This window comes from Bacillus sp. HMF5848 (assembly GCF_003944835.1).
GTDB lineage: Bacteria > Bacillota > Bacilli > Bacillales > HMF5848 > HMF5848.
In genome coordinates, this window is record NZ_RWIV01000001.1 from 1626017 (window position 1) to 1648135 (window position 22119).

Consider the following 22119-nt stretch of genomic DNA (forward strand, 5'->3'; position numbering starts at 1 on the left):
ACGTTCAGTTAAAACTGTACAAACAAAACAAACTATATCCTTATAAATACTACATTATGCTTAATATTCCGATATGAATCGCACCTTTACAACAGATGAAAAAAACGCTACTCTAATTATCAAAGATTAATAATTACAGGATATTACAGGATGTGAAAGCGTTTGAAAGATATAGAGCAGCTTGATAAGGCACGAGAAAGAGTAATTGAAACAATCGCGCAAAATATGGGGTTATACGGTGTAACACCTTCGGTTGGAAGGCTATATGGCTTACTATATTTTAAAAATGAACCAATGACTCTTGATGATATGAAAGAAGAGTTAGGTATGAGCAAAACTAGCATGAGTACGGCCGTGCGTCATTTATTAGAGCTTAAGATGGTTGAAAAAGTATGGAAAAAAGGTTCGAGAAAAGATTTATATATAGTAAATCAAGATTGGTATCAAACGTTTGCTGATTTTTTTGCGATAAAGTGGCGTACAAGTATTTCGATTAATGTGAAGGCTATGAAAAAATCCATAGAAGAGCTGCACGGCATACTAAATAGTGAGTCGGTAGAGGAAGGTATTCAAAAAACTGCGAAACAAGATATTGAAAAGCTTGAACATGCGCTCGAGTATTATGAGTGGCTAAATAGAGTTGTTGACACATTTGAATCTAAAGATATCTTTAAACATATACCAAAATAAAGTAGCCGCTGCGGCTACTTTTTTTGTGTATTGTGGTTTTAGAGGATCATCCAGGCCAATCTATATAGGGAGTTGCCATGTTTACGGGCATGTTTGTATGTGCGTTACTGAATCAAGTAATATGCATTACAAACGGCGATGGTAATACGACACACCCCAAATTCTAGAAGGTCTTGTTTTAGTTACTCGTTCTTAGGTCAAGATATTAGTGACATGTTTTAAAATAACTTTATGAATTAGTTTCTTGTTTTGTAACAATATTAACAATGTTTAAATGTTAAAATGTTATTAAATACAGTTGAGGTGAGAGCATTGGAAAAAAAGCTAGATGATATAATTGAACTTTTAAATCATTTAACATCAAAAATAGATACTATCGAGACTCGACTTGCTCGTCTTGAAAAAGTTGATAGCATTGAACATCGCGTGACAGTTAATCAAATAGATATAACGGACATAAAAGATTTGTTATTAAGACGAGAAGAGCTGCAAACAGATAAAATAGAAAGCATTATGGGCGATCTTCGTGAAATATTTGTTACTCAAATGCAACGAGTAAATAGCCGTCTAGATTCACAATTGTTAAAGATTGCTAGGGCTGAAGAAGAAATAATTCAATTAGCAAAAGGCGAATGAGATTTCATTCGCCTTTTTGTTTGATTTTTTTTATGACGTCTTTTGTTTTGGTAGTAGAGGTATTACTTTATGATCACCGTGTAAAAACGAAAGCGCACAACCTGCCAAATGTTTAGCTGCTAGCAGCATTGATTTTTCATCTATATCAAACTTTGGATGGTGATGAGGATACGTTATGCCTGTTTCTTGGTTTCCGGCCCCAGTAAAAAAGAATGTTCCAGGCACTTCTCGTAAGTAATATGCAAAATCCTCTCCACCCATTACAGGGTCGAGCTCTATAACGTTATCTTCACCAACAATTTGTTTAGCAGTTTCGACTAGTTGGTCAGTCTCTGTCTTGTGATTCCACACAGCTGGATAGCCTCGATCGTATGAAAATGTTGCAGTTGCTCCATAAGCTGCACAGGTACAGTTAATAATGCGTGCCATATCTTGCTCCATTTGAAGACGTACTGATTCATCAAACGTACGTACAGTTCCTGATAGTTTAGCTTTATCTGGAATAACATTAAAAGCATTGCCAGCGTGAAATTGGCCTATCGTTAGTACAGCTGATTTTAATGGATCTGTTCGACGACTTACAACAGTCTGCAAATTATTAATAACTTGTGCGCCGATGACGATAGGGTCAACTGTTTCGTGTGGCTGTGCGCCATGTCCGCCCTTTCCTTGGATTACGACTTCAAAGGCGTCTGCTGCAGCCATTGCATAACCAGCACGGTAGCCAATTTGACCAACCGGGAGAACAGACCATAAGTGTGTACCGTAAATAGCATCTACACCATCGAGACAACCATCTTCAATCATTGGCTTAGCCCCACCAGGAGCAAGCTCCTCTGCAAATTGATGAATAAATACAATGTTACCAGCTATTTCTTCTTTAACTTGTACGAGTGCCTTAGCTAATACTAGTAAAGTAGCTGTATGACCATCATGACCGCATGCGTGCATAGCGCCAGGAACTTGTGATTTGTAAGGGACATCCTTTTCATCTTGTATTGGTAAGGCGTCAAAATCCGCACGCAAAGCTACGGTTTTTCCAGGTTTGCCTCCTCGCAGAGTAGCAACCACACCACGACCACCCACACCAGTTCGCACTTCTAAGCCAATTGACTCGTGATAGGAAGCAATTTTTGCTGGAGTACGCACCTCCTGAAAAGATAGTTCGGGATTTCTATGAAAATCTCTTCTAAGCGCCACCATTTCATCGTACGCACCTTCTAAACGTTTGAAAATATTCTCAATCATTATTATTCCCCCGTCATCCAGAGTGGCCTGCATGTATATTTTCTAAATTATAAAATAATTTTCAATATTAATCTATACATATTTATTTACTAGATATACAGCTTGTAAAAATTCTTATAATCTTATAAAATATTCTAATATATTTTATAATTCTTTTAACTCGAAAGGAGAATCGTATGAATACACTATTGCTAACAGGATTCGAACCGTTTTTAGACCATCCTCTAAACCCCTCAGCAGAAATCGTTAAGGAACTTGATGGTATGATTATTGGTGATTATATAGTTAAAGGGTGCCTACTACCTGTTGAATTTTCTCAATCTGCTAACCAAATGATTTCTTTGTTTGATGAAGTGAAACCAGATGTTGTCATCTCACTAGGGCTAGCAGCTGGTAGAAATACTATAACACCTGAACGAATTGCTATAAATTGCAACGATGGTGTGAAGGATAATAGTGGCTTTATACCAGAGGATGAAGCAATCATTCAGGAAGGTCCAGTTGGGTATTTTTCAACTTTACCTATTCGTACGTTCGTGAATGTTCTAAGAGAATATGGTTATCCTGCTGAAATTTCTAACAGTGCGGGTACATATTTATGCAACAATGTTATGTACCAGATGCTTCACTATATTTCAGTTAATCAGTATAACTGCTTATCTGGCTTTGTTCATATACCGGCTTCCCATGATTTGGCTGTCATATCAAAGAGAACTATGCCTAGCTGGTCACATGCAGATTTAGTTGAGGCTTGTAAGGTAATGATCCAATCGTTAGCCGTGGAAAAGTAAATGATTTTACCGATACAAAGTATACAGCCTGTTGGTGATAGTGCAGTTTTGATTACGTTCGCTACAGATATAGATGAACAAAGTAATACGCACATAATTTCTTTATCAAATCAAGTGGAAAAAAGTTTGTTTCCTTATATAAAAGAATCTGTTCCTGCTTTTACTACGATAACAGTATATTATGATTCGTATAATATATGTTATGAAGATATAAGAGTGATGCTACTAAATAGCTTAAGTGAGACAAGTACAAGTGTGAAACAACCTTGCAGAAAAATCATAATACCGACTTTTTATGGACATGATTTAGGAACTGATATAGAAAGGGTCGCTAATTTCAATAAATTAACTGTTGAGGAAGTTGTATTTTTACACACATCAACTGCTTACAAAATTTATATGATGGGATTTTTACCAGGTTTTCCTTATTTAGGAGGGCTTCCAAAACAACTTCATACTCCTCGATTAGATAATCCACGCCAGTTAGTTTGCAAAGGATCTGTTGGTATTGCTGGTCCACAAACAGGAATATATACCCTAGATTCACCAGGTGGATGGAATATTATTGGTCATTCGCCTATTGAGATGTTTATGCCAAAAGCTGAAAATCCATTTATATGGAAACCGGGTGATTGGATTCAATTCCAATCTATTTCATATAACGAATACGAGTTATTAAAAAAGGATATTAACAACGGAACTTTTAGAATAGAGACTGAAATAAGGTGAACAGTATGAACATCCCTATTTTCCGAGTACGTAAAACGGGCTTGTATACTACTATACAGGACAATGGTAGATTTGGCTTTCAGAAATATGGTGTTGTCACTTCAGGTGTAATGGATTCTTTTAGTGCGGAATTAGCAAATATAGTGGTTGGAAATCCACGTTCCTTTGCCACAATAGAAATTACGATTGTTGGGCCAGAGTTAGAGGTGTTAAATCCATGCACAGTTGCCTTTTGTGGAGCGGACTTATCTGTTACGAAAAATGGGAACCCGATAGATTTATGGTCAGCAATAATAATGAAAAAAGGGGATATTATACAATTTTCAAAGCCGAATGCGGGGTCTAGACTATATATGGCAATAGCAGGAGGAATACAAGCTGAAAATGTACTTGGGAGTATGTCGGTATATGAAAAAGCTGGATTTGGTCAAGTTGTCAAAAATGATCAGATTATATATGGAAGAAAGCACCTGCCAGTAACGTATATTAAGAGACTTCCGAAACAATTTATCCCTACGTTTCATACACATGAAACTATCAGAGTAGTTCTAGGTCCGCATGAATCTAGATTCACTGAATCAGGTATACACACGTTTCTAACTACTCACTACACAATAAAAATGGCCGATCGAATGGGCTATAGATTACAGTCAAATAAGAACATTTCTCATGTCAATGGTGCCGACATTTACTCTGAAGCTATTCCAATCGGATCTATACAAGTTCCGGCGAGTGGACAACCGATAGTATTACTCGCTGACCGTCAAACAACTGGTGGATATACGAGAATTGCAACTGTAGCGACTGTTGATCTGGGAAAATTAACACAAATGCCGGTGGGCGGTATAATACGGTTTAAGGTCATATCGATATATGAATCACAACGTTTACTACGAAAGCGTGAGCGCCAGCTTCGAATATGGGATTTATTAAACACAAATAACATAACCGCGTCTAGTTAAAGGCGCGGTTTGTTTATTTATATTCTTGGGCAATACTATACCCAGCTTTAAACCTCCATTGCTTTTGCTACGTATAAATCTTCTATTTGTAACCCTGCTTTGGAGCGCATATCTAAAAAAGAGCCATTTTCAAGCATAATTAGCGGCTTGTGAGGTTGGTCATTATGAATAAATACAATTTTACCAAAGGTTTGGTCATTTAAGAGAACTATTTCATGCATAAACTGCTGCATCACATATGTGCAAAACGGCAACGTAATAGAAGGATTAAGGCTACTCTTTAGCGTTTCCTCCATTATTTCATTAACAGCTCTAATAGGCGATTCTTTCATTCGGTAGTACCTGTCTGTCGTAATAGCATCATACACATCTGCTACAGAAATTATTTGAACATGAAATGGTATTCTTTCGCTATTTAATCCATTTGGATATCCACTACCGTCTAAGCGTTCATGGTGTAAAAGTGATGCTTGTAGTATTTCAGTTCTTGTTTCACCCATCTGAATTAGTAAATCATGCCCTTTTCTAGGGTGCTGCTTTAAAATTTTTAAGTCTGCATATTGTAATGGTTCATTCTTTTGAATAATAAAACTTGGTATAAGAAGCTTACCGATATCATGGAGAAATCCTGCTTCAGTTAGCATTGAAACTTCTTCTTTTTTCCTTCCTAACAATTTTCCAATAATACCAGAGATAATACCAACGTTAAGGCAGTGCGTATAAGTATAGCTGTCATGCTCTTTAAATAAAGTCAAATAATTAAATGAAATATGTGAATTTATAAGTGTTTCTAAAACAGGTTTGTAGCTCTCCGTTAATTCATCTATAGGTGGGATGTTGTCTTCTGAGATGTTTGTAAATATGTCTTTAACTTTTTGTAGGCTTTCGTGATAGATATCTAAGAAGGGAGGCTGAGTCTTGGTGTCCTGGGTAACTTTTTTAACTCTTATTTTCTCGCCATATAAGTGATTTTGTAGAGCTATAATATGTTCTTCCTTTATAATGGTATTCTTTGTAAGTAAGGTATGTCCTTGGTGTGTGTATATATCTTCCATAAGTTCATAACCAACTAGTTCAAATGAAATGTCCAACCATTCTCCCACGGTAAACCCTCCCGGATTCTTTTTTCACAAATATTCCTAGAAAACATGCATCATAAGTATTTAGGGCGTTATGACACATGTTTTACTAATATTTACCTATGAATTCGCTTACTTGAATTTTATCACAGGCAATACCAGAAACCAATAGAGTACAAAAGATATTCATAATATAACGTTTACGGTCGCTAATGAGAGCTGTAACATTTGGTGTACTTTAGGTGTCATAACTCCATTAAATCTGAATCGTCGATGGTGCTAACTTTAATCGGTATCAGTGCTCAGCGGGATTTTAGTAACATTTTTAATTAATAATATTGCGGTTGAGGGGCGTTTGTTACGCAAAAGATTCTGTAAGAAGACTCGTGATAAAAGATTCAAAGGCACGAAATACACATGGAAAAAGAAAAAGGACTTCAATAGAAAGTGTTCCCACTTCAAATCTTCGCTTGAAAATTAAGCGGGGGGTAGTTCAAATAGTGGCTATCTGAATTATAGTTTTTAAGCGTTTTCATAATATTGTCACAAACGTAATGTGTAATTATTTGTAAATGTGATATACTATAAGTGTAAAGAAAAACAAATAAGTTAACACTTTAAGAGGCTCAACCATAGTGTTCGTTCCGTAGGTACTTTGCGAGAACGTAACAATTAGTAACCTTGCTACTGTAAATTACAAACTTAAAATTACATGAAATCTATGTAATACCCACGTCATTCTATGTGACCAAGGTGAAAGTTGGTAGTTGTAACAACTAGAATGCCGAAAGTATTTTACAGTATGGTAAGAGTCAAAACAAAAAATCATATTATAGGTTTCTATAATGTGATTCATGAAAAAAATGTATTTGTTCCACAATCATACGGAACAAGCACACATCGATTGTTTATTATATAGTAGGTTGACTTGAAATGTCTCTCCTACACTGGGTAAGTAACATTTTACTTCACTTTCAATCGATGAAGATGGTTGGGTCCCTTAAGGTGTTAGCAAGCTTAAACGAGCTACAAACGTAGCTCGTTTTATTTTTTAGATTATATAATAGCATAACAAAAACGGCCTCCTTTGAAATTTTGAAGGGGCCGTTTGTCAATTAGTGTCTTTGTTCTGCATAGTGTTCATCATACATTTCCTCCATTTCAGGGATGAACCACGATCCGAATTCTGTGCTATGTTCACAGACACTTAAATTATGTTTGGTGATTTCTCTCTTCAGTAATCGCTTCATTTCGGATGATTCGCAATAGGCAGAATATCCGCGCATAATTCGGTCCATTTTCTCTGCCACAAGTAATTTAGAAGAAATCGGATACATGAGCTACCACCTCCTTTTATTGTTATTTACTATACCCATTATAAGACAATTTATACTTTAAATCTATATAAATTCTGATAATTCAAAAAAATATCATACTTTATTGAAAAAGTTTTTGTTGCGGATCACTGGAATTTTGAGACAATGTATGTATAAGTTTAAGAAAAACATCCGGCTAGCGGGTGAGTACGAGGTACTTTGTTTAAAAGTGTTCTAATTAAGAGCAGAACATCACAGGACGCGTGATAAATTATGGTAATTAAGTGCCTAAGTGGTTATTGATAACTGTAAACATAATTCTATCGACGACCAATCTTAAGTACTAAACGGAAACAGATTGAGTTAACTAAGAAACATTACTTTTTAAGAAAAATGGTTTTTCGGTTTTTCTAAAAGAAAGAATTATTGATGTTTATCGGAATAGATTGGAGTGTAGTTGTAAGGTAAGCCTATGTAAGGATAGGTAATTATTTACGTGGTAAACGCTGTATTAGTTATTGTAGTTTTTAGATTTATTAATGGAGTTGACTGGGGAATTGCGACAACAACTTACATTATGCAGCGTAACGTTTTACAGTAACTTTCGTCTTTTTAATAAACACTGAAAAAGTGAGGGGGATAAGTGTGAGGCTTAAATTTATTCAGATAGGGTATTTATTTGGTGTTAGTTTATTATTAGCAAGTATTTTTTATTTTTTTGCATCAAATTGGCAAGGCTTTGAGCGTTTAACGAAAGTTGGTTTAAGTATATCCATTACGATTTTATTTTTTATAACTTCTTTGCTTTTGACAAAAGTAATAAAAACCCAAAGCTTTTTGAGTCATTGGAGTTATTTTGCATCTGTTATTTCATTCGGCCTTGGTTTAGCTCTCATTGGGCAATTATATAACTCTCATGCTGATTATTATATGCTCTTTTTCATTTGGTTGATCCCATCAGTAGTGGCAAGCGTTTTTACTAAATATCAACCATTTTACCTATTAAGCTATATATTGCTGCATATTGGAATTTATTTTTATTTAAATCCTTCGTCCTATCACATTAATTGGACAGAGACACAGTTGTTAATAATAATTTTAGTAATAATTTTATTAAACAGTCTTTTGTTTATCGTGACCGGTCAAAAGTATTTAAAATCAGCGGTTATTCAATATCCATCTATTATTTTAATCCATATTTTATTTATAGCTTTAACAAATTCGGATGCCTTTCCTACTTATGGTTTTTGGATGAATGTCGGGTATGTTTTATTTGCCATAGGAGGCTTATATTATTATTTGAAGCTAAAACCACACAAGCCGCTCATGATACTGTTTAGCATGGCGGGAGCAGCTTTTGTGCTTGTTAAAGGATTTGAATTAATGTCATATTTCTTTGGTGACTTGTTCTTGTTCTTACTTCTTCTGTTTGTTATTGTGCTTGTTTTTGCAAGTGTAAAACTTCTGCAATTTTTTAAAAAACAACAGATGCATACAGTAGTTCGAACGGTGTTAGTTGGTACAGTCACATTCGTAGCTACCGTGTTTGCCACAATATCAGTTGTCGGATTGATTATGACATTTTTTCAAGATATACCATTTTGGGGACTATTCATATTTGCTATATTCGCCTTAATTATTCCGGGGATTTTTGGGAGATGGGAAGCGACAGTCAAATATACATTACTTTGTACGGGATATGCTATAGCATTTGGTTCTTCGATATTTGAAGATGTCTTTATTTGGAAAATCATTTTTCTTATTGTTGTTGTTTTTGGATGGGTTGTTATTAAGGTTAAAGGATTACAAGTTATTCAGTTTCTACTCGTTAATCTTGTTTTTGGAATTATACTAGGCGAGTCATTTGATTTATCTATTGAACTTGTAATGCTCATATTATTACTTTGTAATGCTAGTCTGTATGTGTTACTTACAACAAGGAGAGTGTCTCAGGCAACAGCTTTAACACTTGCTTTTTGTTATTTTATAACGCTAACTGTAATTCCTGAAGTGGGATATTTCGTTAGCCTCATTTACAATATCAGCTTTTTTATTATAGTTACAGCTTTTGTTCTTGTTGCTAGGAAGCGCCAATGGCAATATGAACTTATTATAAGCCTAGTGTTTTGGTTTTTGTTTATCGGATATAAGTATTATGACTTAGCATGGATGTTAATTCACAAGTCACTGTTATTTTTCATTGTGGGAATATTATTTATAGTTGTTACGCGCTTTTTTGAAAGACGGAAAAAAGAGAAAGCTGAAATAAAGCCAGGTTTTGTATGGCCATTGCGTTATTTATTAATAGTCTTACTTCTTTTCCAATTGGGATATATGGGCTTTGCGGCATTTAGTGCGGAAGCTTTATTACAAAATGGTGTGACGATCAAACTAAAATTGGCCCCCATTGATCCTCGCTCTTTGCTGCAGGGGGATTATGTGCGGTTAAACTATGACATTTCTACTATTGAAGATTTACAACATATAGAGCTACATCATAACCAGTTGGTAGAAATCGTACTTCAAAAAAATAAGGTTACTGGTATTTATCAATATGCGAATGTTTATAGTGTTAATGGAAGTTTTAATACTACCTATACTGCTCAGCCAGATGATGTTATCATAACAGGTCGCTATGATGGGTGGAATAATGTCTATTATGGGATTGAAACATACTTTGTACCAGAAGGTACTGGTTTAGATGTTCAGGAAAATGCAAATTATGCTATTGTAAAAGTTGGGGAAAATGGAAATGCGATATTACAAGGTTTAACTGAGAATTAATCTTATAGAGCTACTGTATTAATGTTGCGGTAGCTCTTTTTCCACATTACCTTTATAGGTTTGCTCCAATGGCCTATAATAAAATCTCTGACAAACATGAAAGAAACCTGCCCTGAAATTGTGCCACTATATATTGTTGAAGAAATATAATCAATTTTAGAGGTATTGTAGCGCTAATAGGAGGTGTACCGCTTAAAATAAAAGGAATTGAGTTTGAATAAATAAAGGCACGGGAATAATAATTATATAATGACAATTTGTAAGGAGGTTACATCTTATGACACATACATACAAAATTGTTTTAGTGCTACTAGTATCGTTGTTATTAGCAGGGTGCATGAGTGGAGATAAAGAAATCTCTGAAACGCAAACTCCTCAGCAAGATACAACAACAAACGAATTAACTTCGGATGAAACTGAACAACAGCCAGATGAGAATATATCAAATAATGAAGATACAAGTAAAGATGAAATCGTGACAGATGAAGAAGAAGTTGTTGATAATGAAGCTAATCAAACTGAACAACAAAATGAGTTAGTGTCCCAAGGGACATTTGTAGGTTTAGTTGATAATAGTTCAGTTGAAATGATTGTAGAAGGAGAAGCTACTATTTTTCGTTTTGAAGCTTCATTATTAGAAGCTGTTTCGCAAATTGCAGAAGGAACGGATGTATCATTCACATATCATGTTAACGAGAATAATCAATATGTTATTGATTCTATTAAGTAAAAAGCTGACGTGAACTGTCAGCTTTTTTTTTGTTCTGGTTATAACTTTTTATTTGACACCTTCTTTTTCCTTCGTGAAGGTATTGTTTTTTTGTTTAAAAATATCTATTTTATCTACTATAAATGAAAAGCGTTCAAATATTACTGATTTTATATGGTCTATTTGGCGGCTTAATTTATGAAGAAGAGCATCTTGTTTTTCCATTTTCTCTAGGATGGTCTGATGGAACATTTCTTGAAGAAGAAGTTTTGCTTGTAACTCTTCATTTAGCTGCTTTTGCTCGAGTAGCTTCTCAGTTATCGTTTCGGAATCAACAACATGTTTTGTAATGGACCTTGTTAGCTCAGCGAAGGCAATATCTTGATGTGTTAACTGGTCGATGATGGCCTGTTGTGTTGTATCTTGATCACAGTTTTTGGTAGTAAGTGTTTTTTGAGCATTTTCAATCTCCATAATCTTTTCCTCTAATGATTGGAAGGATGTGTGCTGTCTTTTACTTAAATTTGTTACTTTCTCATCATAGCGACTTAGCTCCTGAATTATACTGTTTTTATACTCATTTTGTAGTGTAGTTGAAAGCTGTAATTTTGTAAGTAATTTATCTAAAAGTAAATCTTGATCTTGTAATTTATTTCGTGTATCTTGCCATTGTTCTTCAATGTGTTTCCATTTGTTCGCTGTTAATAAGGTGTGTTCAGCCTGTGTTTCATTAACCTTTGACAAAGCATAGGATTGCTCTGATAAGATACTGCTTATATGCTGAGCATGTCGTTGGTTATCATGTATAGCTTTTGTCACATTAGAATTAAATTGTAGTTGCTCAGACGCGAACGTAGATAATGGGCTAATTTTATATATAGACTGATTAGAAGAGACAGGTTTATTTTTTGTATACAGCTGGATTACTGGATTTCTCTGCAATTGCATCAGATAATACCTCCTTATTTGTGCCTAGTTACATCGTATGTACATATAAGAAGTTGTGATTGGGCATATGCCACTGTTTCAGATACGAGACTTTTACTCTATAACAGTAACTAAGCTAACGCTGTGATAAATAATTAGGCTAGCTGACGAATCATTGTTCATTAAATAGGGAAAAGATAGTGAGAAACTATTAAATTTTATGTTATTAGTTATGTTAATGAAAAAAAGCTAGCCTATAGGCTAGCTTAGTTATTATCTTGTTTTGGCTTTTTCTTAGTTCTTCGTAAAATATAGTAAAGTGTTGCGAGTATTATTACAAGTAAAACAATAACGGGTGAGTTTCCTAATAGAAAAACAACGACAGCAGAAAAGAAGGATAACAGGCCGTTAATGCTATTATAAAATTGCTTTTTTGTTTTCTCCCATGTGTTAAATTCGTTCTTTTCAATATTTGGTACAACAACCTTATGTTCAAACATACTAATAGTCACTGTTGAAAAGCTTGTTTGGTTTTGTAGGTACTTCATACGGCCTTTTATTTGCTCAATGTCTTGCTGTACGCGGGCTAAATCGTTTGATATTTTAAGTAAATCCTCTGTTTTTTCAGCGTCTCGAAGAAAAGATAACAAACGCTCTTCAACAACCTGCATAGAATTGAGTCGTGACTCCAAATCAACAAATTCCTCTGTTACATCTTCGCCAGTTACAGTATGTCGATGAACTTTCACACTTAGTTGTTCAGCTTTGTTAATAAATTCTTGGAACTTAGGTTGAGGTATTCTAACACGAAGTGTTCCTTCTAAGTAGTCCTCACCATCTGCATATACATTTGACTGGACAACGTAACCTCCTAATTGGGCCACAAGATTTTCAAGTGATTGTTTAATGTCTAGAAAATTTTCAACTTCAAGTTGGAGCTCTGCATTATAAATAATCATACGTGATTGAATAGCATCACTGTTATCTTGTTGTTGACCGGAGACGCTCTTACTATTATTAGCAGTTTCCATCGTTACATCTACAGCCGCTTGGTCATATGACTCGGAGTTCTCACCTTTTTCATAACTACTGCTATCAGAACCACTGCTACAACCTGCTAAAAGCCCAAACACGAAAAAAGCAAGACATATTCTTTTTAGCATAATTTTACCTCCGTAACTATAAGTGTTTTTCACAGAAACTAATTACTATCGAATAAATTTTTAAATAAATAGTGGCTTTTCTTTAATCTTACATTATATAGGTCGCATGTTATTACAAAAACGTTACAAAAAAATTACATTTGTATATAATAGTTTACTAATTTGTTTAAAAAGTTTGATAAATCAGTTGACTAATAGGAAATAATTTACTAAAATTTTCTTGTAGCACAATGTAAACGCTTACTATTAAAAAGGGGGAAATGACATGAGGAAGTTGTGGCTTTATTTGTTAGCGGTTGTGGCAATGGTCGCGGTATTAGGTGCTTGTAGTAACAATGAATCTAGCTCAAAGGATAGTGATGAACCAGTTACACTTACAGCATGGGCTTGGAACGTAAATGTTGGTGCCCTAAATGAAGCAGCAGAGAAATTTAAAGAAGAAAATCCGAATGTCGAATTGAAAGTGGAGGATATCGGTCGTCTTGATGTATATGACAAGCTATCTACTGGTCTAGCAGCAGGTGGCGTTGGCTTACCTGATATTGTTTTAGTAGAAGATGATCGTATTCACGGATATGTAGAAGCATTTCCAAAGGGGTTTTTAAATTTATCTGACATGGGCTTTGATAAGCATGATGGTGTGTTTCCATCATTTAAGAAAGATTTAACTTCAGTAGACGGTAAGTTTTTTGCTATGCCGTTTGATGCAGGTCCAACAGGTGTATTCTATCGCCGCGATTTATTTGAACAAGCTGGTGTAAATCCAGATTCAATCGAAACGTGGGATGATTACTTAGAAGCAGGTAAAAAAATCAAAGCTGCAACTGGTGTGTACATGGCACCTATGGATATGTTTAAAGATGATGCAACTTTCCGTATGATGCTTAACCAATTAGGTATATTCTATTTTGATCAAGATGGAAACATTGATTTTAACAATCCAAAAGCAATACAAGCAATGGAAACGATCAAAAAGTTCCACGAAGCAGATTTAATTAAAAATACAGATGGTTGGAATGGTGTAGTTTCAGCTACTGTAGATGGATCTGTTGCGACAATTCCATTTGGTGCTTGGTATTATGGCACGATTATTGACCAAGCAAAAGATTCAAACGGAAATTGGGGTGTATTTTTATTACCAGCGTTTGAAAAGGGTGGTAATCGTGCAGCTAACTTAGGTGGTAGTAGCTGGATGATTCCTGCATCAACTAAAAATAAAGATGAAGCGTATGCATTCTTAGAGTATTTCTCTACTACAACAGATATCCAGTTGATGGCTATGGAGAAATACGGGTTATTCCCATCTTTAAACACAGCATATGATTCCGATGTATTTAAAGGGGACGTCGAGTTCTTTGGCGGTCAAAAGATATGGCAACTATTTGCAGATGAAATGAAGGATATTCCTACAGCAACGTTCACAAACGACTATGCTATTGGGTTGGATGAGGCAGTCAAAGCGCAAGCAGACATTTTTAATGGTAAAGATCCTAAATCAGCCTTATCAGAAGCAGCGGAAAGATTGAGTGATCGTACAGAACGGAAAGTAAACTCTTATTAATTTATACTTAAAATAAAAAAGAGATTTAGGTTATCTAAATCTCTTTTTTTCTAAAAAACTTTGTCGGATTCTATGTCATTAGCAAGGGAGTTACATGTTATGAGAACGAAGCCATATATTCCATATGTTTTTATTGCTCCTGCAGTTATACTATTCTCCGTGTTTATGGTTTATCCAATCATATATTCATTTATTTTGAGTTTTCAAACGAGTGATGGTGGGGAATTTGTTTGGAATGGAGTCAAAAACTATCAACGACTATTTTCTGATGAAATTTTTATTAAAGCATTGGGTAATACGTTTACTTTACTAATTATTCAAGTACCAATCATGTTATCTTTAGCAATCATAGTTGCTACATTATTAAATTCAGCAATTTTAAAAATGAGAGGATTATTTAGGGTTTCTTTCTTCTTACCAGCCGTTACATCATTAGTTGCGTACTCCATTATTTTTTCCATTATGCTAATGGACGATGGGCTAGTAAATCATGTGGTTTCTCTATTTGGATTAGAGAAAATACCATGGCTATCACATCCCATTTGGGCTAAGGTAGCTTTAATTATGGCAATGACTTGGCGGTGGGTGGGGTATAACATGGTCATTTATTTGGCAGCTATGCAGAACATACCACATGAACTGTATGAGGCTGCTAGTATCGATGGAGCAAATAGAGTAAGACAATTTATCTCAATAACAATTCCACAGCTTAAGCCGGTTATTTTGTTTACGGCCATTTTATCAACGATTGGTACTCTTCAATTATTTGATGAACCTTTTACGTTAACAAAAGGTGGCCCAAGCGATGCAACTTTAACAATAGGAATGTACTTATATCAAACAGGTTTCCGTTATTTTGACTTTGGATATGCATCGACAATCGCCTATGTCATTGTTGTTTTAATTGGTATTTTAACTTTCTTACAATTTAAAGTAACGGGTGATCAATCATGAAAAATCCACTTAAAAAGATTGGTTTATATAGTATCTTAACAATTGGAGGCATCATTTCTCTATTCCCTTTCTATTGGGCGATGATTGGAGCAACAAATGAAAGTGGAAAGATGTTTCAACAACCACCTACTCTTATTCCAGGAACTCAATTAATCACAAACATTACTAATTTGAATGAATCAATTGGAATTTGGCGTGTCATGTTCAATTCATTATTTGTTGCTTGTATCTATACTTTTTTAAGTTTGCTTATTTGTACAATGGCAGCTTATGCGTTTGCAAAATTTAGATTTAGAGGGCGCCAAACTATTTTTACTATCTTTTTACTCTCCATGATGGTTCCTTATCATGCTACGCTCATTCCGTTGTTTAAAATGATGGCGACACTCGGCTGGCTAAACACTTATGCAGCACTGATTTTGCCAAATTTAGCATATCCCTTTGCTATTTTTCTTATGAGACAAAATTTATTGGCGTTTCCGGATTCGTTAATTGAAGCCGGTAGAATAGACGGTGCTGGCGAGTGGCGTATCTTCTTTACAGTTGTTTTACCATCTATGAAGCCAGCATTAGCCGCAACCGCTATTTTTCTATTTATGTTTCAATGGAACAGCTTTTTATGGCCATTAGTAGCAACATCTACTACCGATATGTATACGTTCCCTGTTGCTTTATCTAGTTTGTTCGGTTTATCCCGCATAGACTATGGGCAAGTAATGTCAGGTGTTACGTTAGCAACATTACCGATTATTATATTCTTCCTTACATTACAAAGACACTTTATTTCCGGTATGTTAGGTAGTGCTGTAAAATAATGAAGATATACTTCAAAAAACCAGACCTTTTATAGGCTGGTTTTTTTCAATGGATTAAGATAACATAAAATTTGGAAGTTAAACAGGAGATTCTTGGAGGGATATGTTTGGAAAAGTGGATATATATAACTATAGTGTGTCTTCTTTTATCTGCTTGTAGTGATAGAAAAGAGCAGCTTAATGTTGTATTACCAGAGAACGAAACCATGTTGACTGAAGAACCTGAAAGCATGGAACAAATAGAGGAATTAGAGCCAATTAGAGATAAAGAACCATTAACATTTTCCTTTGCTGGAGATACAATGGCTGCGGGAAAGGTAGCCGCCATTCTGCAACAGGAAGGATATGAGTATCCGTGGCAACAGGCAAAGAATCATCTTGTACATAGTGATATTACAATGCTGAATTTAGAGACACCTGTCACAACCATATGTGAACCCGCCTCAAAGAAGTACTCCTATCAAAGTCATCCCGATTTGTTAAAAGGAATGAAGTTTGCCGGAGTTGATATTGTTACAGTAGCAAATAATCATGCGCTTGACTGCGGAGAAGTAGGACTCATTGAGACAATAAAACACTTGAGAAAAGCAGGGATTTTATACGTAGGCGGAGGGGAGGATATGGTGGAAGCTTACAGCGCTAGGGAAATAGATGTGCGTGGACAACGCGTTTCTATTGTAGGTTTTAGTAGAGTTTTACCAGATGTATCTTGGTATGCTGGTACTCGTAAACCGGGACTTAGTAGTGGGTATCAAGATAAGATAGTATTAGAAAAAATACAAGAGGCAGCGATGGGTTCAGATTTTACAGTAGTTTATATGCATTGGGGTATTGAGTTAGCAGATGTTCCAGAGGATAAAGACCGTCAGTTAGCTCATCAAATGATTGATGCTGGTGCAGACATGATAATAGGAAGCCACCCACACGTATTACAAGGATTTGAATTTTATAAGGGAAAGCTAATTGCATACAGTTTGGGAAACTTTATTTTCACAATGAGCCATCAAGACATAGCTAGACAAACAGGTGTTTTAAACGTTAAGGTACATGAGAGTGGTAAACAAGAAGTGACATTTACTCCGATGCGTATTCAAAATGGTGCCGTATGGATTACGGAGGAAGAAGAGAGCCAAGCAATTCTGAAACGCCTTAATAGTATTTCGATATCAGGACAATGGAATAACGAAGGTGTGTTTACAGAGTAATAATATTGAAATAATTGTGACATATATACTAGTTATTTAAAAAACCTGCTATAGTAAGGATTGTCTGTTGTTGTATTTATAAAATGGAGGTTTAGTGTATGTCGTCACAATTACTGAAAGAGACTTATCCTACATTCACTAATATTCATGCTGTTTTAGCTGCTGTACTTGCTTTCATTCTTTTGTTTGTTGTAACCTTTGGTGTACGTATTTTAAAAACTGAAGGTCGCGACTTACAAGTTAAGTTTAAAAAAGCAAAGGAAGTGTCATTATTTAAATATCTTCCTTCTGGTCTAGCAATAACAGGTGTTCTGTTAGTCGGGATTGCGTTCACGTACATAACTAATTTTATGGAAAATAGGTCTAATTGGAAGGAACAATTTTATACATATGTAGAGCAATTTGAACCAAGCTTCTACGAGGTAACTTCATATGAGAAGCTTAATAGTGTTAAGCAAGGTAGCCTCGTTGTTGCTTTTACGTTTGATACGGAAAAAGCAATGGAAAACTGGGAATCATATGAAATAAAGTTTGTTCGGAATGGTGTGGAGGAAACGCTCATTACAAAATTGCCTTTACTACCTTTAGAAAATACAAATGAAGCATTACATGAAAACAAAAAACCTTATTTGGAGCTTGTTGACCCTGGTTTTCCGAGTGTGGAGCCATTTTTAAAGTATGGTGTTATTTTTGATCCTATTCTTTACACAAACAACAGGTAATGAAACAAGCTAATCCATATGGATTAGCTTGTTTCATTTTGGAGAGATATGCTTGAGCTTATAATAAATCATTTGGAAGAATATTAGTTGTAACTCTGACTTAAAGCATTGTTTTTGCTAATAGTTCGAAGGAAGATAGTTTATCTTGATAATCAAAGGTAGTTGTAACCACCATAATTTCATCAACTGCATACACTTCACTTAGTTGAAGTAATGTGTCTTTCACCTTTGCTGGAGATCCTACAACGAGGCGTTTTCTATTCTCAAGTACCCGTTTTTTTTCAAAAGATGCAAAAGGATATTGTGATGCTTTTGTTGGATTAGGAAAACCATTCATAGGCATGCCTTGCTCTAGCATTACAAGTGCTAAGTCTAGACTACTTGCAATCTCTTCAGCTTTTTTATCTGTTGTGGCACAAATTACAAACACAGATATCATACTTTTTGGCTTTGTTAAATATTGTGAAGGTGTAAAATTATCACGATACAATTGCATATAGTTTGGTCCATTTTCACCATTTATAAATTGTGCGAATGAGTAGGGCAATCCCTTTGATGCTGCTAATGAGGCGGTAGATTCACTGGAACCAAGCAGCCATACATCGGGAGTTGTTGTTATAAGTGGCGTAGCCTTTAAGCCGTATAACGGATCGTTTTCTGGTATGGAATCATATAAATACTGTAATAATTCTTCAACTTGCTTCGGATATCGTTTAATATCGCGAGTTTTCCCATCATGTAAAGCAATTGTTGCTCTTGGCATCCCACCTGGGGCGCGACCAATTCCTAAGTCAATTCGATTTGGTGCTAAAGCTTCAAGAACCTTGAAATTCTCCGCCACTTTGTATGCACTATAATGTGGTAGCATCACTCCTCCAGAGCCAAGTCGAATGGATGTAGTTTTAGCAGCTAGATACGCAACTAATATTTCTGGTGATGAACCAGCTAGACTGTTTGTGTCATGATGCTCTGACACCCAAAAACGATGATACCCTAGTGCTTCTACTCTCTGAGCGAGCTCAATGGTTTCTTTTAAAGCATCTTCAGGAGAAGAACCTTCAGCAATAGGGGATTGATCTAATACACTTAATGTAAGGGACATAACCGCAGCTCCTCTCTATATGTATTATGTCATAAATTGCTATAAATCAACATGAATTTTATGTTGAGAAAATAAGTATAAACAATGACAAAAATAAAAAAACAGCATATATAATCAAATAAGTATTTGAATGATAGCTATGTATAGGATAAAATTATGTGTATAACATTCAAATTGTTGTTTGATTGTATGGTGAGGTGTAAGAGATATGAGTACGTATTCTTCAGACAGCTGTGAAATTTATTGCTATGACGAAGTAAAAGTAAAACATGTTCAGCACATACTAGAACAAGAAGATGCGCTTGGTATTGCTAAGATATTCAAAGTATTAGCAGATGAAAATCGCACTAAAATTGTTATAGCTCTTAGTTATACTGAGGAGCTATGTGTATGCGACATAGCTAACATTATTGGAACATCTGTAGCAACTGCTTCGCATCATCTTCGGACTCTTAAAAGTTATGGGCTAGCGAAGTATAGAAAGGATGGAAAACTGGCCTTTTACTCTTTAGACGATGACCATGTCAAACAACTCATTGACGTAGTCTCGACGCATCGAAGGGAGTTGATTGATGATGGAACAAACAAATAAAGTTACGTTTCGAGTTCAAGGGTTTTCATGAGCAAGCTGTGCTGCTCAGTTTGAGCGGAATGTAAAGGAGATACCGGGAGTTGTCGATGCTCAAGTTAATTTTGCAGCTGCTAAATTGTCTGTTACAGGTGATGTAACAATTGAACAGTTGGAAAAAGCAGGGGCATTCGAAAACCTAAAACTCCGTAGTGAAAAACAACGTTTAGAAGAAAATAAACAACGGTTTTGGGAAAAACATGAAAACATTAGAGTAATGATCGCGATTATATTGTTGTGCATTGGAATACTAACAGATGGTATGTTACAAACTACCTTATTTGCAAGCACTATCATAATTGGTGGATACAAATTGTTTTTTAAAGGTATTAAGAATCTCTCTCGCTTACAGTTTGATATGAGTACACTTATGACAGTCGCTATACTTGGTGCTGCTGCTATTGGAGAATGGGGTGAGGGGGCTGTTGTTGTCATCCTCTTTGCTATTAGTGAAGCCCTTGAGGCATATTCTATGGATAAAGCTCGACAGTCCATTCGTTCTTTAATGGATGTTGCACCGAATGAAGCAGTTGTCCGTCGTAATGGAATAGAGACATCCATTGCTGTTGAAGATATCGAAATTGGTGACATTATTATAGTAAAGCCTGGGCAAAAAATTGCTATGGATGGAGAAGTTGTAAAGGGATATTCTACAGTCAATCAAGCAGCCATTACTGGCGAATCTATTCCGGTTTCAAAAACTGTACGTGATGAAGTGTTTGCTGGCACTTTAAATACGGAAGGGTTACTTGAAGTCGAGGTCACGAAGCGAGTCGAGGATACAACCATCTCAAAAATTATTCATTTAGTAGAAGAAGCACAGGCAGAGCGAGCGCCTTCACAAGCTTTTGTTGATCGATTCGCAAAGTATTATACACCAATTATTATGTTAATATCTTTCGGGTTAATAGTAATTCCTCCCCTATTTTTTAATGGAAGTTGGAGTGAATGGATTTATCGTGGGTTAGCTGTGCTTGTAGTAGGATGCCCATGCGCACTGGTAGTGTCAACACCAGTTTCAATCGTAACTGCAATTGGAAATGCAGCAAAACATGGAGTGTTAATTAAAGGTGGTATTTATTTAGAGGAAGCTGGAAGACTTTCTACGATCGCATTTGACAAAACAGGCACACTTACAAAAGGTGTACCAGAGGTATCTGATTTAATTCTTTGTAATGATAAACAGAAAGTTGATATTCTTCGTATAGCAGCTGCTTTGGAGAAAGGGTCACAACATCCACTTGCCTCCGCAGTTCTCAGAAAAGCAGAACTTGAAAACGTTGAGTTTTTAAAAGTTGCGTTGAAAGACTTTATGTCCATTACAGGTAAGGGTGTAAAAGCATCAATTGATGGGGTAACGTATTATATTGGAAGTCCATCATTATTTACTACAATGTTAAAGGTAGATATTTCACCTGACATTTTAGCAACGATTCAACAGTTTCAAAAGCAAGGTAAAACAGTTGTTATACTTGGTGACAATACGACAATATTTGCTTTGTTTGCAATTGCTGACGAAGTGAGAGACAGTAGTAAGAAAGTAATTGAAAAGCTACATCGTTTAGGAATAAAGCGAACTGTTATGTTAACTGGTGATAATAAAGCAACTGCAGAATCAATAGGTGCTCAACTAGGAGTCCGAGAGATAAAGGCAGAATTAATGCCAGAACAAAAGTTACAATCGATTAAAGAGCTGCGCTTAATTGATGACAAGGTTGCCATGGTAGGAGATGGTGTTAATGATGCTCCGGCGTTAGCCGCAGCCACTGTAGGGGTAGCTATGGGTGGTGCAGGGACAGATACAGCACTAGAAACGGCAGATATCGCATTAATGGCAGATGATTTAAATAAGCTTCCATTTACCATTTCTTTAAGTCGTAAAGCTTTACAAATCATTAAGCAAAATATAGTGTTTGCTATTGGAATTAAATTGCTTGCACTCTTATTAGTCGTTCCTGGTTGGTTGACTTTATGGATAGCTATCTTTGCCGATATGGGTGCGACCTTACTTGTTACATTAAATGGCCTTCGTTTGTTGCGAGTGAAAGATGAGTAAGCTTGGTATTTTTACGAATACCAGGCTTTTTTTGCAGGATTT

Annotated in this window: 20 protein-coding genes; 14 read left to right on the plus strand and 6 right to left on the minus strand. The window is 35.6% G+C overall.

The features are described 5' to 3' along the window. Positions 1 to 162: 162 nt before the first annotated feature. Together EJF36_RS07710 and EJF36_RS07715 are read left to right on the plus strand one after the other, a co-directional pair. Positions 163 to 690 (plus strand): GbsR/MarR family transcriptional regulator, encoded by a 528-nt coding sequence (locus EJF36_RS07710; RefSeq protein ID WP_125905755.1) that lies wholly within the window; start codon positions 163 to 165, stop codon positions 688 to 690. A 312-nt stretch (positions 691 to 1002) separates the two neighbouring features. Next, entirely contained in the window at positions 1003 to 1326 is a 324-nt protein-coding gene (locus EJF36_RS07715; RefSeq protein ID WP_125905756.1) for a hypothetical protein, read from the plus strand. Between the two features lie 30 nt (positions 1327 to 1356). Here EJF36_RS07715 and EJF36_RS07720 read toward each other — a convergent pair whose 3' ends face one another. Next, on the minus strand, positions 1357 to 2574 hold the full coding sequence (locus EJF36_RS07720; protein WP_125905757.1) for a M20 family metallopeptidase: 1218 nt from the start codon (positions 2572 to 2574) through the stop codon (positions 1357 to 1359). A 176-nt stretch (positions 2575 to 2750) separates the two neighbouring features. On the opposite strand from EJF36_RS07720, the gene EJF36_RS07725 reads away from it, so the two are divergent. Genes EJF36_RS07725 through EJF36_RS07735 form a run of 3 tightly spaced genes read left to right on the plus strand, consistent with a single transcriptional unit; the run spans position 2751 to position 5056 of the window. Further along, on the plus strand, positions 2751 to 3365 hold the full coding sequence (locus EJF36_RS07725; protein ID WP_125905758.1) for a pyroglutamyl-peptidase I: 615 nt from the start codon (positions 2751 to 2753) through the stop codon (positions 3363 to 3365). Further along, positions 3366 to 4094 carry a 5-oxoprolinase subunit PxpB gene (gene pxpB, locus EJF36_RS07730; protein WP_125905759.1) on the plus strand — a complete coding sequence of 243 codons (729 nt, stop codon included), beginning with the start codon at positions 3366 to 3368 and terminating at the stop codon, positions 4092 to 4094. It begins immediately after the preceding gene. Positions 4095 to 4099: 5 nt separating this feature from the next. Beyond that, positions 4100 to 5056 (plus strand): 5-oxoprolinase subunit C family protein, encoded by a 957-nt coding sequence (locus tag EJF36_RS07735; RefSeq protein WP_125905760.1) that lies wholly within the window; start codon positions 4100 to 4102, stop codon positions 5054 to 5056. A 47-nt stretch (positions 5057 to 5103) separates the two neighbouring features. On the opposite strand, the gene EJF36_RS07740 is transcribed toward EJF36_RS07735, so the two are convergent. Then, complete coding sequence (locus EJF36_RS07740; protein ID WP_125905761.1) at positions 5104 to 6159, minus strand: HD-GYP domain-containing protein; 1056 nt, start codon at positions 6157 to 6159, stop codon at positions 5104 to 5106. A gap of 1091 nt (positions 6160 to 7250) precedes the next feature. Beyond that, the gene (locus EJF36_RS07745; RefSeq protein ID WP_125905762.1) at positions 7251 to 7472 is read right to left on the minus strand and encodes a hypothetical protein; all 222 of its coding nucleotides are present in this window, start codon (positions 7470 to 7472) and stop codon (positions 7251 to 7253) included. A 624-nt stretch (positions 7473 to 8096) separates the two neighbouring features. On the opposite strand from EJF36_RS07745, the gene EJF36_RS07750 reads away from it, so the two are divergent. Both EJF36_RS07750 and EJF36_RS07755 read left to right on the plus strand, forming a co-directional pair. Then, positions 8097 to 10235, plus strand: a complete 2139-nt coding sequence (locus EJF36_RS07750) for a GDYXXLXY domain-containing protein (protein WP_125905763.1) — start codon at positions 8097 to 8099, stop codon at positions 10233 to 10235. A 277-nt stretch (positions 10236 to 10512) separates the two neighbouring features. After that, positions 10513 to 10965 carry a hypothetical protein gene (locus tag EJF36_RS07755; protein WP_125905764.1) on the plus strand — a complete coding sequence of 151 codons (453 nt, stop codon included), beginning with the start codon at positions 10513 to 10515 and terminating at the stop codon, positions 10963 to 10965. Positions 10966 to 11013: 48 nt separating this feature from the next. On the opposite strand, the gene EJF36_RS07760 is transcribed toward EJF36_RS07755, so the two are convergent. After that, entirely contained in the window at positions 11014 to 11892 is an 879-nt protein-coding gene (locus EJF36_RS07760; protein ID WP_125905765.1) for a hypothetical protein, read from the minus strand. A 245-nt stretch (positions 11893 to 12137) separates the two neighbouring features. Further along, the gene (locus tag EJF36_RS07765) at positions 12138 to 13034 is read right to left on the minus strand and encodes a DUF4349 domain-containing protein (protein ID WP_125905766.1); all 897 of its coding nucleotides are present in this window, start codon (positions 13032 to 13034) and stop codon (positions 12138 to 12140) included. Between the two features lie 265 nt (positions 13035 to 13299). Between EJF36_RS07765 and EJF36_RS07770 the strand changes: the two genes are divergently transcribed. The 5 genes from EJF36_RS07770 to EJF36_RS07790 all read left to right on the plus strand — a co-directional run bounded on the left by EJF36_RS07770 (position 13300) and on the right by EJF36_RS07790 (position 18291). After that, positions 13300 to 14595: an ABC transporter substrate-binding protein gene (locus EJF36_RS07770; RefSeq protein ID WP_125905767.1), complete on the plus strand. Its 1296-nt coding sequence runs from the start codon at positions 13300 to 13302 to the stop codon at positions 14593 to 14595. Positions 14596 to 14694: 99 nt separating this feature from the next. Further along, complete coding sequence (locus tag EJF36_RS07775; RefSeq protein ID WP_125905768.1) at positions 14695 to 15549, plus strand: carbohydrate ABC transporter permease; 855 nt, start codon at positions 14695 to 14697, stop codon at positions 15547 to 15549. Then, positions 15546 to 16364, plus strand: a complete 819-nt coding sequence (locus EJF36_RS07780) for a carbohydrate ABC transporter permease (RefSeq protein WP_125905769.1) — start codon at positions 15546 to 15548, stop codon at positions 16362 to 16364. Before EJF36_RS07775 ends, EJF36_RS07780 begins: the two co-directional genes overlap by 4 nt. Before the next feature lie 107 nt (positions 16365 to 16471). After that, on the plus strand, positions 16472 to 17569 hold the full coding sequence (locus EJF36_RS07785) for a CapA family protein (RefSeq protein ID WP_125905770.1): 1098 nt from the start codon (positions 16472 to 16474) through the stop codon (positions 17567 to 17569). A gap of 98 nt (positions 17570 to 17667) precedes the next feature. Next, on the plus strand, positions 17668 to 18291 hold the full coding sequence (locus tag EJF36_RS07790; RefSeq protein WP_125905771.1) for a hypothetical protein: 624 nt from the start codon (positions 17668 to 17670) through the stop codon (positions 18289 to 18291). A gap of 100 nt (positions 18292 to 18391) precedes the next feature. Here the strand turns inward: EJF36_RS07790 and EJF36_RS07795 are convergent, their stop codons facing one another. Further along, the gene (locus tag EJF36_RS07795) at positions 18392 to 19393 is read right to left on the minus strand and encodes an LLM class flavin-dependent oxidoreductase (RefSeq protein WP_125905772.1); all 1002 of its coding nucleotides are present in this window, start codon (positions 19391 to 19393) and stop codon (positions 18392 to 18394) included. Positions 19394 to 19601: 208 nt separating this feature from the next. Between EJF36_RS07795 and EJF36_RS07800 the strand changes: the two genes are divergently transcribed. Together EJF36_RS07800 and EJF36_RS07805 are read left to right on the plus strand one after the other, a co-directional pair. Next, positions 19602 to 19985, plus strand: coding sequence for an ArsR/SmtB family transcription factor (locus tag EJF36_RS07800; RefSeq protein ID WP_125905773.1), 384 nt, complete (start codon positions 19602 to 19604; stop codon positions 19983 to 19985). Next, positions 19966 to 22077 carry a heavy metal translocating P-type ATPase gene (locus tag EJF36_RS07805; RefSeq protein ID WP_125905774.1) on the plus strand — a complete coding sequence of 704 codons (2112 nt, stop codon included), beginning with the start codon at positions 19966 to 19968 and terminating at the stop codon, positions 22075 to 22077. The genes EJF36_RS07800 and EJF36_RS07805 overlap by 20 nt, the downstream gene beginning before the upstream one ends. Positions 22078 to 22119 lie beyond the last annotated feature (42 nt).

Excerpts from the sequence above, each read along its gene's own strand:
- EJF36_RS07770 (WP_125905767.1), top strand. The coding sequence starts at position 13,300 with ATGAGGAAGTTGTGGCTTTATTTGTTAGCGGTTGTGGCAATGGTCGCG.
- EJF36_RS07795 (WP_125905772.1), bottom strand. The coding sequence starts at position 19,393 with ATGTCCCTTACATTAAGTGTATTAGATCAATCCCCTATTGCTGAAGGT.
- EJF36_RS07765 (WP_125905766.1), bottom strand. The coding sequence starts at position 13,034 with ATGCTAAAAAGAATATGTCTTGCTTTTTTCGTGTTTGGGCTTTTAGCA.
- EJF36_RS07720 (WP_125905757.1), bottom strand. The coding sequence starts at position 2,574 with ATGATTGAGAATATTTTCAAACGTTTAGAAGGTGCGTACGATGAAATG.
- EJF36_RS07745 (WP_125905762.1), bottom strand. The coding sequence starts at position 7,472 with ATGTATCCGATTTCTTCTAAATTACTTGTGGCAGAGAAAATGGACCGA.
- EJF36_RS07735 (WP_125905760.1), top strand. The coding sequence starts at position 4,100 with ATGAACATCCCTATTTTCCGAGTACGTAAAACGGGCTTGTATACTACT.
- EJF36_RS07800 (WP_125905773.1), top strand. The coding sequence starts at position 19,602 with ATGAGTACGTATTCTTCAGACAGCTGTGAAATTTATTGCTATGACGAA.
- EJF36_RS07755 (WP_125905764.1), top strand. The coding sequence starts at position 10,513 with ATGACACATACATACAAAATTGTTTTAGTGCTACTAGTATCGTTGTTA.
- EJF36_RS07790 (WP_125905771.1), top strand. The coding sequence starts at position 17,668 with ATGTCGTCACAATTACTGAAAGAGACTTATCCTACATTCACTAATATT.
- EJF36_RS07775 (WP_125905768.1), top strand. The coding sequence starts at position 14,695 with ATGAGAACGAAGCCATATATTCCATATGTTTTTATTGCTCCTGCAGTT.
- pxpB (WP_125905759.1), top strand. The coding sequence starts at position 3,366 with ATGATTTTACCGATACAAAGTATACAGCCTGTTGGTGATAGTGCAGTT.
- EJF36_RS07780 (WP_125905769.1), top strand. The coding sequence starts at position 15,546 with ATGAAAAATCCACTTAAAAAGATTGGTTTATATAGTATCTTAACAATT.
- EJF36_RS07725 (WP_125905758.1), top strand. The coding sequence starts at position 2,751 with ATGAATACACTATTGCTAACAGGATTCGAACCGTTTTTAGACCATCCT.
- EJF36_RS07760 (WP_125905765.1), bottom strand. The coding sequence starts at position 11,892 with ATGCAATTGCAGAGAAATCCAGTAATCCAGCTGTATACAAAAAATAAA.